We start from the raw sequence: 16156 nt of genomic DNA on the forward strand, positions 1-16156 counted from the left end.
TGATGCCTGAACATACTGTTTCCTCTTTCGATGCCGAGCTGAAGGAACTGGGCCGCAAGATCGTCGAGATGGGCGGCCAGGCCGAGCGTCTGGTGGCCGATTCCGTCGGCGCCCTGATCCGCCGGGACGGCACCGCCGCCCAGCGCGTGGTGGTGATGGACGCTGCCATCGACCACATGCAGCGCGACATCGAGGAAAAGGCGGTGCTGGTCATCGCCAAGCGCCAGCCCATGGCCAGCGACCTGCGGGACATCGTGGCCACCCTGCGCATCTCCAACGATCTGGAGCGCATCGGTGACCTCGCCAAGAACGTCGGCAAGCGCGTGCTGGCCATCGAGGGCGAATACCACCCGCAGAAGCTGGTGCGCGGCGTCGAGCACATGACCGACCTCGTGCTTGAGCAGCTCAAGGAAGTGCTGGACGCCTATGCCGGCCGCGACGAGGCCAAGGCGCTCGAGGTGTGGCGCAAGGATGCCAGCGTCGACACCATGTACACCTCGCTGTTCCGCGAACTCCTCACCTACATGATGGAAGATCCGCGCAACATCTCCGTGTGCACGCACCTCCTGTTCTGTGCCAAGAACATCGAGCGCATCGGCGACCATGCCACCAATGTGGCCGAGACCGTCTATTACATGGTCACCGGCAACATGCTCTCCGACGATCGTCCGAAGGCGGACGCGTCCAGCGAGACCACGGTGACCTTCCCCACCCGCACCCTTCAGGGGTAAGCCAACGTGCCTGCGCGCATTCTGATCATCGAGGACGAGGAGCCGCTGACGCTCCTCCTGCGGTACAACCTCGAGAGCGAGGGTTACGCCGTCGACAATGTGGGGCGGGGTGATGAAGCCGAGACGCGGCTGCGCGAGAGCGTGCCCGATCTCGTCATCCTCGACTGGATGCTGCCAGGCCTTTCGGGCATCGAGCTCTGTCGCCGGCTGCGCACGCGGCCGGAGACGGAGCGCCTGCCCGTCATCATGCTGACCGCCCGTGGCGAAGAGACCGAGCGGGTGCGCGGCCTTGCCACCGGCGCCGACGATTATGTGGTGAAGCCCTTCTCCGTGCCGGAATTGCTGGCGCGCGTGCGGGCGCTGCTGCGCCGGGCCAAGCCCGAGCATGTGGCGACCCTGCTGCGGGCCGGCGACATCGAGCTCGACCGCGAGACCCATCGGGTCCACCGCTCGGGCCGCGAGGTGCATCTCGGTCCGACCGAGTTCCGCCTGCTCGAATTCCTGATGCAGAGCCCCGGCCGCGTCTTCTCCCGCGAGCAGTTGCTCGACGGCGTGTGGGGCCAGGACGTCTATATCGACGAGCGCACCGTGGACGTGCATGTGGGCCGCCTGCGCAAGGCGATCAATCGCGGCCGCCAGCCCGATCCCATCCGCACCGTGCGCGGCGCCGGCTATTCCTTCAACGAAATGTTCGCCCGCGCCCATTGAGGGGCGCGGTGCGCCACGCCATCTGCCGTCCGATGGCCGCGTGGGTGGCGCGAGGGAGGCTGAGCATGGCAGGTGTGGTGCGCATGTCGGGTCGTTGCCTGAAGGCGGCGGCCCTCGCCCTGGCGCTGTTGCCTCCCTTCGCGTCCACCGGCGCACAGGCGCGGCCCAACACGCGCGCCATGACCTGCGACCAGGCGGCGCGGCTGGTCGCCCGGGCCGGCGGCATCGTGCTCGACACCTCCGCGACCACCTTCGACCGCTATGTGAGCGATTTGCGCTTCTGCATGCCGCAGCAGGCGCTGCGGCCGGCCTTCGAGCCGACGCGCGACAATCCGCAATGCTTCATCGGCTACACCTGCTACGACCCCGCCAAGGGAGACTGGCGCTGGGGCTGGGGCTGGTGAGCCGCCCGCTGGCAGCAGGCCGCGGCTGAGCCTATGTTGGAGCGGTCGCCGGAGACGGTGGCGAACGCCACAAGGGGCCGCGCCGAACGCGGCTGCGGGAGTTAAGGATCATGAACAACTGGTCGCGCGCTGTTCTGGCGCCGGTTCTGCTGGCCGGTGCCGTCGTCGCCTCCGGGGCGGCGCTTGCGCAGGGGCTGCCGGACAGCCGCAAGATGAGCTGTGCGCAGGCCACCGGCATGGTGCGCCAGCAGGGTGCCGTGGTGCTCGCCACATCTCAGCTGGTTTACGACCGCTATGTGGTGAGCGGGGCCTATTGCCCCATGGACCAGCAGACCAACCCGGCCTGGGTGCCGACCCGCGACAATCCGCAGTGCTTCGTGGGCTATACCTGCTACGATCCGACGCGGGACCGGCGCTGACGGATGCGCGCCCGGCGTGTCATCCGCGCCGGGCATCGTCTTCGACGGTCATAAGGCCCCTGAAAACCGAAGCCCCGCCGGAGCGGGGCTGGGTCAGGACAGATCAGAGACGGGCCACCCGGCGGTCCCGCCGGCGATCCTGGACCGGCTGGTAGGCCATCCGGGCATGGGTGGTGCAGTAGGGCATCCCGGGAAGGCTGCGTCCGCCGCAGAAATAGAAGGCGTCCGTCCCCGGTTCGCCCACCGGCCAGCGGCAGGTGGCTTCCGTGAGATTCATGATCGTGCAGCGCTGGCCCATCGGCACGATGTTGGCGGAGGGCTGAGCCTCCGGCGCGGGCGCCGGAGCGGTCTCCACCAGTTCCTCGAAGGCCGGGGCGAGGGCGGTGTTGCCGATGGTCGCCGGACGGGTCGGGGCCTGGGGGCGCGGTGCGGGCGCCTCGGGACGGGCGGCCTTGCGCGGACGGGCCGCGACGGCCGGAGCCTTTGCCCGGCCCGACAGGCCGAGACGGTGAACCTTGCCGATCACGGCATTACGCGTGATCCCGCCGAGTTCAGCCGCGATCTGGCTGGCCGACAGTCCTTCGCTCCAGAGCTTTTTCAAGAGTTCGACGCGCTCGTCGTTCCAGCTCATCGCTCGCCTCCTTGGCTGCCTCATCGAATCCCCGGCCGCTTCCTGCGACGCGCTGTCCGCGCGCAGGACTGGGGAGCCGACGCCACTTGGGAACGGTGCCGCACGACATCTCGTAGGCGGCGAGTGGGAAACTACAATATGGGGGCTGGGTCGCGAAGAGTCAGAATCACGCAGCCGGCTGTTTTCCCCAAGTCGTTGCGAAAACGTTAACCAAGCTAGGTATGTTGACCCCGCGTGGGCGATAGCTAGAATCACCCACGTCGGGCTGCCCCGCTTGGGCGGCCTTTTTCCGTTTGTCCCTGCGCCACTCCGGCGCTCAACCCTCGTGAGGAGGGGTTCCCGTGATATCCCCCGTTCTGCCGACCTATGCACGCATCAACCTGGAATTCGAGCGGGGAGAGGGCTGCTGGCTCGTGACGACGGACGGGCGACGTTATCTCGACTTCACCGCCGGCATCGCGGTCAATGTGCTGGGTCACGCCAATCCCTATCTGGCGCAGGCCCTGACCGAGCAGGCGGGCAAGCTCTGGCACACCTCGAACCTGTTCCGCATCGCCGGCGGCGAGCGGCTGGCCGAGCGCCTGACGCAGGCGACCTTCGCCGATACGGTCTTCTTCACCAATTCCGGTGCGGAAGCGCTGGAGTGCGCCATCAAGATGGCGCGCAAATACCAGTATGTCTCCGGCCATCCCGAGCGGAACCGCCTCATCGCCTTCGAGGGCGCCTTCCACGGCCGCACGCTCGCGACCATCGCCGCCGGCGGCAATGCCAAGTATCTCGAAGGCTTCGGCCCCGAACTGCCGGGCTTCGACCATGTGCCCTTCGGCGATCTGGAGGCGGTGAAGGCGGCCATCGGCCCCGCCACCGCCGGCATCCTGCTGGAGCCCATCCAGGGCGAGGGCGGCGTGCGCGTGCCGCCGTCCGGCTTCCTCGCCGCCCTGCGGGCGCTGTGCGACGAGCACGGCCTGCTGCTGGTGCTGGACGAGGTGCAGAGCGGCGTCGGGCGCACCGGCAAGCTGTTCGCCCACGAATGGGCGGGCGTCACGCCGGACATCATGTCGGTCGCCAAGGGCATCGGCGGCGGCTTCCCCATGGGCGCCTGCCTCGCCACGGAAGAAGCGGCCAAGGGCATGACGCTGGGCACCCACGGCTCCACCTATGGCGGCAACCCGCTCGCCATGGCGGTGGGCAATGCGGTGCTGGACAAGGTTCTGGAGCCGTCCTTCCTGGAGCATGTGAACCAGATCAGCCTGCGCTTCACGCAGCTTCTGGCCGGCGTGAAGGACCGCCATCCCGGCGTCATCGCCGAGGTGCGCGGCCAGGGCCTGCTGCTCGGCCTGCGCGCCAATGTGCCGGCGGGCGATCTCGTGGTGGCGCTGCGCGAGGAGGGCCTGCTGGCCCCCGGCGCCGGCGACAATGTTGTGCGCCTCCTGCCGCCTCTGGTGGTCAGCGAGGAAGAAGTGAAGCTTGCGGCGGAAAAGATCGAGGCGGCTTGCCGGCGGATCGAGGACGGGCTTGCAGCCGCGCCGGTGAAGGGGGCCGCCGAATGAGCGGGAATGGTGTGCGTCACTTTCTGGATCTGACGGATCTGGAGGCAGTGGACCTGCGCGGGGTGCTGGAGCTCTCCAAGCAGCTGAAGGCCAAGCGCAAGGCGGGAACCGAGGAGAAGCCGCTGGCGGGCAAGTCGCTCGCCATGGTCTTCGACAAGCCCTCGACCCGCACGCGCGTGTCGTTCGATCTGGCCATGCGCCAGCTCGGCGGCGAGACCATCATGCTCACGGGCGCGGAAATGCAGCTCGGGCGGGGCGAGAGCATCGCCGACACCGCCCGCGTGCTGTCGCGCTTCGTGGATGCGATCATGATCCGCATCCTGAGCCATGAGGACCTGCTGGAACTGGCGAAATTCGCCACCGTGCCGGTCATCAACGGCCTCACCCGCGTGTCCCATCCCTGTCAGGTGATGGCCGACGTGCTCACCTTCGAGGAGCACAAGGGCAACATCCAGGGCCGCAGCGTGGCCTGGACCGGCGACGCCAACAACGTGCTCGCCTCGTGGGTCCATGCGGCGGCGCAGTTCGACTTCTCCATCAATGTCGCGACGCCCAAGGAGCTGTCTCCGCGTCAGGCGCTGAAGGAGTTCGTCAAGCGCACGCAGGCCAAGGTCCGCTTCATGCGGGATCCGGAAGAGGCGGTGGAAGGCGTCGATTGCGTCATCACCGACACCTGGGTCTCCATGGGCGACAAGGAGGCCGAGCGCCGTCACAACCTCTTGAAGCCCTATCAGGTGAACGCCAAGCTCATGGCGCGCGCCGCGCCCGACGCCATATTCATGCATTGCCTGCCCGCCCATCGCGGCGAGGAGGTGACGGACGAGGTGATGGACGGCCCGCAGTCGGTGGTGTTCGACGAGGCGGAGAACCGTCTGCACGCCCAGAAGGGCATCCTCGCCTGGTGCCTGGAGAAGGCAAGCGCCTGATCCCGTCGCTTGGCCGGCCCCGCATGGGGCCTGTAAGGCCCAGTGGACGGACGGGTGCAAAGAGCGCAATCCTTGCGGCCCCGGTCCATGACCGGGGCCGTTGTCATGATTTGGAGTCCCGATGGCTGAAGAGGAAAAGCAGCCCCGCCTCGATGCGGATGACTGCGTGACGCCGTTCCAGGTGGAGACGCTCGACGTGCGCGGCCGCGTGGTGCGCCTCGGCAGCGTGCTCGACGGCGTGCTGGCCCATCACACCTATCCGGCGGCGGTGAAGCGGCTGATCGGCGAGGCGGTGGTGCTGGCGACCCTGCTCGGCTCGTCCCTGAAGTTCGAGGGCCGCTTCATTCTCCAGACCCACACCGACGGTCCCGTGGACATGCTGGTGGTGGATTTCGTGACCCCCGACAAGATCCGCGCCTATGCCCGCTTCGACCGCGAGGCGGTGGAGGCGGCGGTGCTGGCCAATGCCGCGAGCCCGGCCGCGCTGCTCGGCAAGGGGCATCTGGCCATGACCATCGATCAGGGCCTGTCGGTCAATCGCTATCAGGGCGTGGTGGCGCTCACGGGCGAGGGGCTGGAAGAGGCGGCGCACGAATATTTCCGCCAGTCCGAGCAGATCCCGACCCGCGTGCGTCTCGCCGTGGGCGAGGAATTGCAGGCGGGCGGCGGCTCCTCCTGGCGGGCGGGCGGGCTGCTCGCGCAGTTCCTGCCGGCCGAGGCCGGCCGCGCGGCGCAGGCGGACTTCCATCCGGGCGATGCGCCGGAGGGCACCGAACTCCATCAGGTGGATGACGACGAGGCCTGGGCCGAGGCGCAGGCACTCGCCGGCACCATCGAGGATGTGGAACTGGTGGACAAGACGCTGACCAGCGACCGCCTGCTGTTCCGCCTCTTCCACGAGCGCGGGGTGCGGGTGTTCGAGCCGCAACTGCTGAAGGCCCAGTGCTCCTGCTCGCGCGAGCGGGTGGCGGGCGTGCTGAAGAGCTTCACCCGCGAAGAGCAGAAGGAGATGGTGCAGGACGACGGGCGCATCACCGTCACCTGCGAATTCTGCGGTCGCACCTATGGGTTCGCGGCGGAAGAAGTGTTCGACCAGCTGGATTCCTGAAGACCGATGACGGGCGCGCCGCGCCCGTCATCCGCATATCGTCACCGCCACCAGAAGCGCGGCACCACCAGCACCAGCACGGTGACGATTTCGAGCCGCCCCAGCAGCATGGCGAGCGTCAGCACCGCAATGGCCGGCTCGCTCAGCCCGCCGTAGTTGGAGGCCGGCCCCACCAGCGGCCCGAGGCCCGGCCCCACGTTGGCGAGGCAGGCGATGGCGGCGGAAAGCGCGGTGCGCAGATCGAGCCCGAGCATGCTCAGGATGACGCTGACCACGATGAAGCTCGCCACATAAAGGAAGATGAAGCCGAGCACCGAGGCCACCACGTCGTCGGAGACCGGCGCGCCGCCATAGCGGATGGGGAACTGGCCGTTGCGGTAGGAGATGCGCTTGAGATGCTGGCGCACGGCTTTGAGCGCGATGAGGATGCGCAGCGACTTGAGGCCGCCGGAGGTGGAGCCGGTGCAGCCGCCGAGGAACATGGCGATGAAGAAGATGGCGTCCGAGAGCGGGCCCCAGTTCGTATAGTCCACGGCCATGAAGCCGGTGGTGGACATGAGCGAGGCCACCGTGAACAGCGCCCCGCGCAGCGCCGGCTCGCCGCTGGCGATGCCCTGAAAGGTCTGCTGCAGGAAGGACGCCACCGTGAAGACGGCGACGAGCCCCAGAAACAGGCGCACTTCCGGATTGCGGAACAGCTTGCGCACGTCGCCCGAGAAGGCCCGCACATAGAGCGGGAAGGGCAGGGCCGCCGCCAGCATGAAGACGATGGCCACATAGTCCACCGCTGGATTGGCGAAGACGGCCAGCGAGGAATCCGAATTGGCGAAGCCGCCGCTCGACACCGTGGACATGGCGAGCGTCACGGCATCGAAGGGGCGCATGCCGGCGAGCCCGTAGCCGATGGCGCACAGCAGGGTGAGCACCCCATAGGCGGCGAGCAGCCCCTTGGCGACGGAGCCGGCGCGGGGGAGGAATTTCTCCGAGCGGTCGGAGGATTCGGTGCGGAAGAGCTGCATGCCGCCGATGCTCAGTGCCGGCAGCACGGCGATGGCGATGACCACGATGCCGATGCCGCCGAACCAGTGCAGCATGTTCCGCCACAAGAGCACGCCCGGCGCCATGGCATCGAGCCCGCTCATGACGCTGGCGCCCGTGGTGGTGAGGCCGGACATGCTCTCGAACAGCGCCTTCACCGGCGAGAGGCCGCTCGGACCCCAGGCGAGCGGCAGGGCCGCGAATAGGGCAAGCACCACCCAGACCGAGGTGGTCAGCAGGAAGGCCTGCCGCAGATCGAGCCGCATGGGGCCGGCGGAGCGGCCCGACACGATCATCAGCACGCCGACGAAGATAGTGACGGCGGCGGAACCCACGAAGGCGCTCTCCCCCGCGACGCCGGCCCTGAGATCGGCGAGGGCGGGCAGCACCATGCTGGCGCCGAGGATGGCGAGCAGCGTGCCGATGGTGGCGGCAAGCGGCCGCAGGTCGAGCGCCGGGGTGGAGCCCCTCTGCACCCGCGCGGCATTGGCAAGGCTCATGGCGATAAGGTCGTCAGTTCAGGATGCGGGGCATGTGGGGCACGTCCAGCGAGAAGGCCGGCACCTCCACCGAGAAGGTCTCGCCCGTCTCGGCGAGCATGTCGTAATGGCCCGACATGATGCCGGTGGGGGTCGAGAGGGGCACGCCGCTGGTATATTCGAAGCGCCCGCCCGGCGGCAGCACCGGCTCCTCGCCCACGACGCCCGCGCCATGCACCTCTTCCACATGCCCGTGGGCATCGGTGATGACCCAATGCCGGGACTTGAGCTGCACGCTGACCTTGCCGAGGTTCACCACCTCGATCGTATAGGCCCAGAAATGGCGGCCCTGATCCGGCTCCGACCGTTCCGCCACATAGCGGGGCGTGGCTGTCACCTGGATCTTGCGCGTCGTGGCGCGGTACATGATCGCGCGTCCTCCCCCTTCGCACGGCGCACCTCTGCCGGCTGCGCGGTCAGGATGGGCGGTCCCGCCCCTCAGTTCAAGGCCGGAGCGGCGGGTTCCGGCGGCAGGGGCACCATGTCCTCCAGCTTCCGGTCCCCGGCGCCGGCCGGAAGCGGCGCGGCGGGCGGGGGTGGGCCGGCCAGCAGCAGGCGGGGGTGCGTCAGCGCCGGAACGAGGAAGACGGTGCCGAGCACCAGCGCCAGTGCGCCGAGATATGGGGCAAGAGCGCGCAGCATGGCGGGCATGGGGGCATCGCCCTTCAGCCGGTCCCGCGTCACCACCAGCGCATAGCCGAGCGGCGGCAGGAGGAAGCTCATCTGCAAGGTGAGCAGGATGAGCACCGCCACCCAGGCCGCGTCATCCACCCGCATCAGCAAAGGCGGGGCGATCAGCGGCACGATGACGAAGATGATCTCGAAGGCATCGAGCACCAGAGCCGAGGCGGCCACCACCAGAAGCGCAGCCGCTGTTGCCGCACCGGGGCCGCCGGGGACCGACTGGATGGCGGTGGCGATCAGCTTGTCTGTGCCGAAGAGGCGGAAGACGAGGGTCAGCGTCGTCGCCGCCGCCAGCAAGGCGAAGAGGGCGCCCGTCATGCGCAGCGTCTCGTCGAGCAGCGGCCCGATGGTCGCCCGCGAGACGTGGCCGGACAGGAGGCCGGCGAGGAAGAGCACCACCGCACCGCAGGCCGCTGCCTCCACCGGATAGACATAGCCGAGCGCCACGCTGACCAGGAGGCCGCCCACGAAGGGCAGAGCCAGCAGCGAGATGAGCGCATCCGGCAGGCTCAGCGGCGGGCGCTCGGCCGGCGCCGTGCTCTGACGGCGCTGGGTCAGCACGGTGACGAGGATGCTGCCGGCCACGAAGAGGCCGGCGGGCAGCAGCGCGCCCCGAAACACATCCTGCGTATTCACCACCTGCGCGATCCGGCCCGAGGCGTTGAGCGCCACCGTGTGGGCGTTCAGCATGGCATCGCCCAGCAGGATCAGCACGAGCGAAGGCGGCACCACGACGCCCAGGGTCGCCGCCACCGCCGTCACCGCCTGAATGGTGGCGAGCGGCACGCGGTTGGCCGCCATGCCTGGCGCAATGGTGCGGGTGAGCGCCATGGCGGAGGCGCCGACCGACCCGTTCATCGGCCCCAGCAGCACGCCGATGCCGATGCCCGTCACCGGCGCGCTGGCGGAGGAGCGCGGCAGCAGCGCAAGCCCGGTGCGGAAGAGGGCGGAGGCGACCGGCAGGCGGTTGAGCAGCGTGCCGAGGAAGACGAACAAGGGCAGCGCCTGCAACAGGTCACTGCTCATCAGGTCGATGATGCGGGTCGGCAGTGCGGGCAAGAGGTTCGGCGTGATGACGCCGGTGAAGAGGCCCACCAGAACGCCGAAGACGGCGGTGGCGAGCAGCACCACCACATTGGGCAGCCCGGTGAAGACGCTGCCCACGCCGATCATCAGGAGGAGGACGAGGCCGAAGGCGCTCATGCCGCCCGCTCCGGACGCGCGATGTCGAGGAGCGCCTGCGCGAAGGCCAGCAGCCCCAGCAGCCACATGGCGAGCTTCACGAGAAAGAAGCCGGGATTATAGGTCTCGGGAAAGGCTTCGAGACTGAGGGTCGAACGCCACGCCATGTCCCATCCCGCGCCCAGCAGCCAGAGGGACCAGGGCAGCAGTCCGATGGCGGCGCCGATGCGGGCGAGCCGCGCCCGTGTGCGCGGGCCGTAGCGATGGGCGAAGATGTCGCTGGCAAGGTGCGCTCTCGCCCGCGTCGCGGCGGTGACGGCGACCGCCACATAGAGGCCGAACAGCCACTGGCCGAGGTCGTTGGCCTCGCGCGAATAGGCGTGCACCACCTCGCGCAAGGGCCATTGCAGGAAGAGGAGGAGGGCGATGGGCAGGATGAGCCAGCGCCCGCCCGCAAGTGCCGCGCCGATGCCTGCGGAGGTCAAGCCCGCCAGCCGTTCCATCCCTCGCCTCCTGCCCGTTGATCCGGGCTTGCGGCAAAGGTAGCGGGCGGCGGCGGGCTGTCCAGATTCTCCCAGCGTCAGACGAAGCGGGGCAGAGGCAGGGCCCCGTCCAAATCCGCCTCAGACGGCTTTCAGCGCCTGCACGATATCCGAGACGAGATCGTCCGGATGCTCAAGGCCCACGGAAAGGCGCACGAGGCCGTCCGAAATGCCCATTTCCGCCCGCGCCTCGGGGGTGAAGCGCTGGTGGGTGGTGGTGGCCGGATGGGTGAGCAGGCTCTTGGAGTCTCCCAGATTGTTGGAGATCCGGATCACCTTCAGCGCATTGGCGAAGCGGAAGGCACCCTCCTTGCCGCCGCCCACCACGAAGGTGACGAGCGTGCCGCCGCCGGTCATCTGCCGGCGGGCGAGGGCTGCCTGCGGATGGTCGGCGCGGAAGGGATAGAGCACCTTCTCCACCTTCGGCTCGGCAGCCAGCGCATCCGCCAGCGTCGCGGCGGAGGACTGGGCGCGCTCCACGCGCAGGCCCAGCGTCTCGAGGCCCTTCAGCAGCACCCAGGCATTGAAGGGCGAGATCGAGGGGCCGGTCTGGCGCAGGAAGGTCTGCAGGTGGTCGGTCACGAACTGCTGCGAGGACAGCACCACGCCGCCGAGGCAACGGCCCTGCCCGTCGATATGCTTGGTGGCCGAATAGACCACGACATCCGCGCCCAGCTCGAAGGGCTTCTGGAGCAGGGGGGTCGCGAACACATTGTCCACGATGAGCAGAGCGCCCTGGGCGTGGGCGATGTCCGCCACCGCCTTCACGTCGATGATTTCGAGCGTCGGGTTGGTGGGGCTTTCGAGGAAGAAGATCTTGGTGTTGGGCCGCGCCGCCGCCTTCCAGGCGTCGAGGTCCGTGCCGTTCACCAGCGTCGTCTCGACGCCGTAGCGGGGCAGGAAGTCTTCCAGGATCCAGCGGCAGGAGCCGAACAGCGCGCGGGCGGCCACCACATGATCGCCGGCCTTGAGCTGGCAGAGCAGGGAGGCGTTCACCGCCGCCATGCCGGAGGCAGTGGCGCGGGCCGCCTCGGCGCCGTCGAGCAGCGCCATGCGCTCCTCGAACATGGCGGTGGTGGGATTGCCGTAACGGGAATAAACGAAGCCGGGGTCCTCGCCCTTGAAGCGGGCCTCGCAGGCTTCGGCATTGTCATAGACGAAGCCCTGCGTCAGGTAGAGCGCCTCCGACGTCTCGCCATAGGGCGAGCGGGTGGTGCCGCCGTGCACGAGCAGGGTTTCGGGATGCAGGGTTGACGGATCCGGGGGGACGAACTTCGATGCCACGGTTCAAGCCTTCAGGTGAGGCCGGGACCCGTGGATGCAGGCACGATGCGCGCCTGCCACGTCCCCGGCCTTTTAGCGATCTGTTTAACGTGGCAGCAAGCCGGCCGGCTCAAATTCTCCACGAGCCGGGGCAGTTAACGCCGTGGGCCGCTTGGCGTCAAGCCGAGCGTCCGTTAAAACGAACGATAGATGGAAGCGGAGCCGCGCGTGGGCGAACAGTATAAAGCAGGCATTCTCCCGGCGCAGGCCATTGCGGCGCTTGTGGAAAGCGGCGGCATCTCCACGCGGCGCGCGCTCGATGACGACCAGATCCAGCCGGCGAGCCTGGACCTGCGTCTCGGTCGCACGGCCTGGCGCATCCGCGCCAGCTTCCTCCCCGGCGCCGGCAATACGGTGAAGGACCGCCTGTCGGAGCTTGTGCTGCACAAGCTCGACCTTTCGGACGGTGCGGTGCTGGAGACGGGGGGCGTCTATCTCGTTCCTCTTTTCGAACGGCTCCGCCTGCCCATCGACGTGGCGGCGTCCACCAATCCGAAAAGCTCCACCGGCCGGCTCGATGTCTTCACCCGCGTCATCGCGGACGGGGCACGGGCCTTCGATGCCATCCCCATGGGCTATGCCGGCCCGCTGTATCTGGAAATCGCGCCGCGCACCTTCCCCATCCTCGTGCGCACCGGGTCGCGTCTGTCACAGGTGCGCTTCCGGCGCGGGGTAGCGCGACTCTCCGATCTCGAGCTGCTGAACCTCCAGCAGGAGCAGCGCCTGGTGGATTCCGACGCGCCGGACGTCGCCGGTGGCGGCATCGCGCTCGGCGTCGATCTCGCCGGCGCTGCGTGGAACGGCATCCTCGGCTTCCGGGCCAAGAAGCACACCGGCGTCGTGGACGTGGACAAGCGCGCGGCGCTCGACGTGGAGGACTTCTGGGAGCCCATCCGCGCGCGCGGCCATTCTTCGCTCGTGCTTGATCCGGACGCCTTCTACATCCTCGCCTCCCGCGAGGCGGTTCAGGTGCCGCCGGAGCATGCGGCGGAGATGGTGCCCTTCGATCCGCTGGTGGGCGAGTTCCGCGTGCATTACGCGGGCTTCTTCGATCCCGGCTTCGGCCATCCGGCCGCGGGCGGCAGCGGGGCGCGGGCGGTGCTGGAAGTGCGCTCGCGCGAGGTGCCCTTCATCCTTGAACATGGCCAGACCGTCGGCCGCCTGGTCTATGAGCGGATGGCGGCGCGGCCGGACCATCTTTATGGCGAGGCGCTCGGCTCCAATTATCAGGGGCAGGGCCTGAAGCTCTCCAAGCACTTCCGCCCCTTCGCCTGAGGCGGCTCAGCTCTCCGCGGTCTCCGGCCGTTCCGCCTTGGCCGGTTCGGCCTCGGTGGAAGGCGTGGGGGAGGCGACGCGCCGGTCCAGCACGCTCTGGAGGTCGCCCAGCGGCTGGAGGATGGCGTCGGAGAAGGCGAGATAGTCCGCCACGAAGGGCAGCAGCCGGCGGGACGTGTCGTCCGTGAGATTGCCCAGCGCCGCCTGGAGCGCGGCCTCGAGCTGCGGGGCGGCGGTGGTGGAGACGGCGGGCGCCGCCGTGCCAAGCGCCAGGTCGAAGCCCTGGAGGGTGCGCGAGCGCGCCGCTTCCAGCACGTTCACCAGTTCCTCCGGCGGCGACAGGGCCGAGAGCCGCTGGGCGGCATCTTCCAGCAGGGCGAGATAGGTGGTGAGCACGTCGAGGGTCGAGACGAGGTTCACCACGTCGCCGGCCGTGCGATAGCCGAGCGCGGATTCCGCATCGAGCTGGGGCAGTTGCTCCATCACCGGGCGCATTTCCCAGGCGAGGATGCTCACCGAATCCCCCTTCTCGCCGCGCGGCCACCATCCGGCGAAGGCCGCACGGCAGCGGGTGACGACCGCCTTCACCTGATTGAGCACCTCGTCGCTGCCGTAGATGGGCAGCACCAGATAGGAGATGGCGAGCGCCACGGCCGCGCCGATGGCTGTCTCGTAGATGCGCGAACTCATGCCCTCGGCGGTGAGGCCGGTGACGAGATGGAGCCCCACCACCACCGAGAGGCCCGTGGCGGCGGAGGCGATGTCATAGCGGTCGCGCATGGTCAGCAGCCCGACCATTTGACCGACAAGGCAGATGGCGGCGAGGAACCAGATGCCGTTGCTCATGAGATAGACGGCGAGAATGCCGATGACGACGCCGAGCAGCGTGCCCCAGGTGCGGTAGCGCACGCGCAGCACCGTCTCGCCGAGGCTGTTCCCGAGCACGAACATGACCGTCATGGTCGCCCAATAGGCGTGGTCGAGACCGATGAGCAGGTCGAGGCTGGTGGTGATGCTGGTGGCGACCACCGCCTGGATGCCCACGCGGATGGCCCGCCCGGCACCTTGGGCCTGTGCGACCGGGGCCTGCGCCCGCACGCTCTGGGGCGCGACGAAGGTGGCGACATTCTCCTGCACCGGCCGTTCGAGATGAAAGCGCTCCAGCCCGCCCACGAGGAGGGCGAGACGCTCGAAGGCGGTGATCGCGCGCAGCAGGGTGAGTTGCACCTTCACGTGCAGATCAGCCGCCATGGCCGCCTGCCGCATGCGGGACAGGCTGGCGTTGAGCCGCGCATCCCCGCCCACCGGCTGCTCGCCGATGCGGTCCAGATGGCGGGCCACCTCTTCCGCCACCGAGGCGACGGAGGGCTCCCAGCCGTCCGGCTGGCCGTCGGGTCGGCGCACGGGGGGGATGCAGTCGTGCAGCAGTTGCGTGGCGATGCGCAGGCGATAGACATGGGTGCGCACCGCCTCCACCCAGGCGCGGGCGTCCGGGTCCTCGGCCGTGGCGGTCAGGAGCGCGACGCGCACCCGCACGCGCAGGCGGTTGAGCATGGTGTCGGCGGGACGGGGCACGTCCTGCCCGCTGCGGATCGCCTCGGCGAACTGGCGCAGATAGTCGCCGACGCCGCGCACGGCATCCACCACCGCATCGTTATAGGCCTGCATGGCGCTGGGCCGGAACGGCGAGAGGCGGATGAGGGCGGTGACGATGCCGCCCTCCAGCGCCGCCAGCAGCAGCCAGAGCCCCTCCGTATGGGTGGGCCGCAGGATGGCGGCGACGGTGGCCATGATGATGATGGAGATGCCGAGGCGCTGCCCGTCCATGCCATAGCGGCGCAGGTACATGGCGAGGAACGACAGCGGGATCAGCAGCAGCTTCAGGATCAGCCCGTTGATCTCGTGGTCGCCCGGCCCGATCAGCGCCACCAGCGCAAGCAGGCTGAAGTTGACCGCGAACAGCCGCGCGAACGTGCGCGCCTCGATGGCAATGGAGGCGGCTGGCGTGAACGTGATCAGCACCGAGGCGGTCATCGCCGCCACCATCGGAAAGATCACGTCGAGCTGGAGGTCGAAGGCGCGCGAGGTGGCGAGCCCGAGCAGGATCACCACCACATAGGAGAGGCAGAGATGCAGGGTGCGGATGCGGTCGATGCCGCCGGGGTCATGGTCGTCGAGCCACGCGCGCAGGCGGTGGAGCAGCGGCTGGTGACCGGAGATGTTCTCGACCGACGGCCTGAATTTCACGTCCCGCACCCGGTTTGAACGCCTGACCGAACTTGGGCCACGGCGGCATCTGAATGTCCAGAGCTGCGGCAGGCGGCCGCGCGCATCCGGGTCACGATGGCCGAGGGTAGTGAAGGAATGCTGGCAGCATTCGGACAAAAATGCCCCCGGCGTGCGGTATCCACACCGGGGGCATGTTGATGACCGTCAGCCCTCAGGGCCGTGGCGCCGCAGCGCCTCAGTAGGGGGCGTAATAGGTGCTGCTCGGCACGCTCTGGTAGCCCGGCGTCACCACATAGACGTTGGTGGGCGTATAGGTGCGGTTGGCCGGCAGAACCATCGTGCCGTTGCGGCCGCCCACGGCCATGGAATTCTGGTCCTGGATCAGGACATAGCCGCCGTGGCGGCTCAGATAGTCCATCTGCCGCTGCTGGACCATGCTGTCGTTCACGGCGTTGATGCTGTCATCCGCCGATGCGGTGCTGGCGAGGCCGGCGGCGCCGGTGGCGAGGGCGAGAGAGAAAGCGGCGGTGCGCAGAAGCGTGGTCTTCATGGACTGTTCCTTTCGCTCTTGAGCCCGCCCCCCAAGGGCTGGTGAAGTGAAGCCGATGACCGCGGCGGCGCTCGGGCCGCCCTGCGGCGCAACGCGGGCCGTTCCGGGCCCGTATGCGGCGGTTCCGGCTTCTCCCGGTTGCACCGCCGCGTGATTTTACAATCAGGAAACGCGGTCGCCGCGGTTTGGTTTCATGCGCCGGGCCGGATCGGTAGGGCTTGCGCTTGCGGGAGCCGGGCCGGGCGTCTAGAGGCTGATCCCGCAGGCGGGCCCCCGCCTGCCGGGTGTATCCGTCACGGCCAACCCTGCGAGACGGC

16 protein-coding genes and 1 riboswitch are annotated in these 16156 nt (G+C 68.7%); of the genes, 8 read left to right on the plus strand and 8 right to left on the minus strand.

The features are described from left to right. Positions 1 to 2: 2 nt before the first annotated feature. The 4 genes from phoU to DFO45_RS00875 all read left to right on the plus strand — a co-directional run bounded on the left by phoU (position 3) and on the right by DFO45_RS00875 (position 2262). Positions 3 to 731: a phosphate signaling complex protein PhoU gene (gene phoU / locus DFO45_RS00860; RefSeq protein ID WP_043879658.1), complete on the plus strand. Its 729-nt coding sequence runs from the start codon at positions 3 to 5 to the stop codon at positions 729 to 731. 6 nt (positions 732 to 737) lie between these two features. Then, entirely contained in the window at positions 738 to 1439 is a 702-nt protein-coding gene (gene phoB, locus DFO45_RS00865; protein WP_012172552.1) for a phosphate regulon transcriptional regulator PhoB, read from the plus strand. A gap of 65 nt (positions 1440 to 1504) precedes the next feature. Further along, a complete protein-coding gene (locus DFO45_RS00870) occupies positions 1505 to 1843 on the plus strand; it encodes a hypothetical protein (protein ID WP_245517914.1) in 339 nt (112 codons plus the stop codon). A gap of 110 nt (positions 1844 to 1953) precedes the next feature. Further along, positions 1954 to 2262 carry a hypothetical protein gene (locus tag DFO45_RS00875; RefSeq protein ID WP_012172550.1) on the plus strand — a complete coding sequence of 103 codons (309 nt, stop codon included), beginning with the start codon at positions 1954 to 1956 and terminating at the stop codon, positions 2260 to 2262. 103 nt (positions 2263 to 2365) lie between these two features. Here DFO45_RS00875 and DFO45_RS00880 read toward each other — a convergent pair whose 3' ends face one another. After that, the gene (locus DFO45_RS00880) at positions 2366 to 2893 is read right to left on the minus strand and encodes a GcrA family cell cycle regulator (RefSeq protein WP_012172549.1); all 528 of its coding nucleotides are present in this window, start codon (positions 2891 to 2893) and stop codon (positions 2366 to 2368) included. 341 nt (positions 2894 to 3234) lie between these two features. Here DFO45_RS00880 and DFO45_RS00885 point away from each other — a divergent pair, with 341 nt between their 5' ends. The 3 genes from DFO45_RS00885 to DFO45_RS00895 all read left to right on the plus strand — a co-directional run bounded on the left by DFO45_RS00885 (position 3235) and on the right by DFO45_RS00895 (position 6477). After that, on the plus strand, positions 3235 to 4443 hold the full coding sequence (locus DFO45_RS00885) for an aspartate aminotransferase family protein (RefSeq protein WP_012172548.1): 1209 nt from the start codon (positions 3235 to 3237) through the stop codon (positions 4441 to 4443). After that, positions 4440 to 5369 carry an ornithine carbamoyltransferase gene (argF, locus tag DFO45_RS00890; protein WP_133863400.1) on the plus strand — a complete coding sequence of 310 codons (930 nt, stop codon included), beginning with the start codon at positions 4440 to 4442 and terminating at the stop codon, positions 5367 to 5369. The genes DFO45_RS00885 and argF overlap by 4 nt, the downstream gene beginning before the upstream one ends. Positions 5370 to 5490: 121 nt before the next feature. After that, positions 5491 to 6477: an Hsp33 family molecular chaperone gene (locus tag DFO45_RS00895; protein WP_133863401.1), complete on the plus strand. Its 987-nt coding sequence runs from the start codon at positions 5491 to 5493 to the stop codon at positions 6475 to 6477. A 41-nt stretch (positions 6478 to 6518) separates the two neighbouring features. Here DFO45_RS00895 and DFO45_RS00900 read toward each other — a convergent pair whose 3' ends face one another. The 5 genes from DFO45_RS00900 to DFO45_RS00920 form a co-directional block, all read right to left on the minus strand. Next, the gene (locus tag DFO45_RS00900; RefSeq protein WP_133863402.1) at positions 6519 to 8015 is read right to left on the minus strand and encodes a TrkH family potassium uptake protein; all 1497 of its coding nucleotides are present in this window, start codon (positions 8013 to 8015) and stop codon (positions 6519 to 6521) included. Between the two features lie 13 nt (positions 8016 to 8028). After that, the gene (gene apaG / locus DFO45_RS00905) at positions 8029 to 8421 is read right to left on the minus strand and encodes a Co2+/Mg2+ efflux protein ApaG (protein ID WP_133863403.1); all 393 of its coding nucleotides are present in this window, start codon (positions 8419 to 8421) and stop codon (positions 8029 to 8031) included. A gap of 71 nt (positions 8422 to 8492) precedes the next feature. Continuing rightward, on the minus strand, positions 8493 to 9941 hold the full coding sequence (locus tag DFO45_RS00910) for a TRAP transporter large permease subunit (protein ID WP_133863404.1): 1449 nt from the start codon (positions 9939 to 9941) through the stop codon (positions 8493 to 8495). Then, positions 9938 to 10423 (minus strand): TRAP transporter small permease subunit, encoded by a 486-nt coding sequence (locus DFO45_RS00915; RefSeq protein ID WP_133863405.1) that lies wholly within the window; start codon positions 10421 to 10423, stop codon positions 9938 to 9940. Before DFO45_RS00915 ends, DFO45_RS00910 begins: the two co-directional genes overlap by 4 nt. Before the next feature lie 120 nt (positions 10424 to 10543). Further along, a complete protein-coding gene (locus DFO45_RS00920; protein WP_012172541.1) occupies positions 10544 to 11746 on the minus strand; it encodes an O-succinylhomoserine sulfhydrylase in 1203 nt (400 codons plus the stop codon). A gap of 52 nt (positions 11747 to 11798) precedes the next feature. Beyond that, positions 11799 to 11878: riboswitch (SAM riboswitch) on the minus strand. Between the two features lie 57 nt (positions 11879 to 11935). On the opposite strand from DFO45_RS00920, the gene DFO45_RS00925 reads away from it, so the two are divergent. After that, complete coding sequence (locus DFO45_RS00925) at positions 11936 to 13060, plus strand: 2'-deoxycytidine 5'-triphosphate deaminase (RefSeq protein WP_012172540.1); 1125 nt, start codon at positions 11936 to 11938, stop codon at positions 13058 to 13060. Positions 13061 to 13066: 6 nt separating this feature from the next. Here DFO45_RS00925 and DFO45_RS00930 read toward each other — a convergent pair whose 3' ends face one another. After that, complete coding sequence (locus DFO45_RS00930; RefSeq protein WP_133863406.1) at positions 13067 to 15307, minus strand: FUSC family protein; 2241 nt, start codon at positions 15305 to 15307, stop codon at positions 13067 to 13069. Positions 15308 to 15524: 217 nt separating this feature from the next. Further along, on the minus strand, positions 15525 to 15839 hold the full coding sequence (locus DFO45_RS00935; protein ID WP_043879656.1) for a hypothetical protein: 315 nt from the start codon (positions 15837 to 15839) through the stop codon (positions 15525 to 15527). Positions 15840 to 16156: the final 317 nt, after the last annotated feature.

It is taken from the genome of Azorhizobium sp. AG788 (assembly GCF_004364705.1).
Taxonomy (GTDB): Bacteria; Pseudomonadota; Alphaproteobacteria; order Rhizobiales; family Xanthobacteraceae; genus Azorhizobium; species Azorhizobium caulinodans.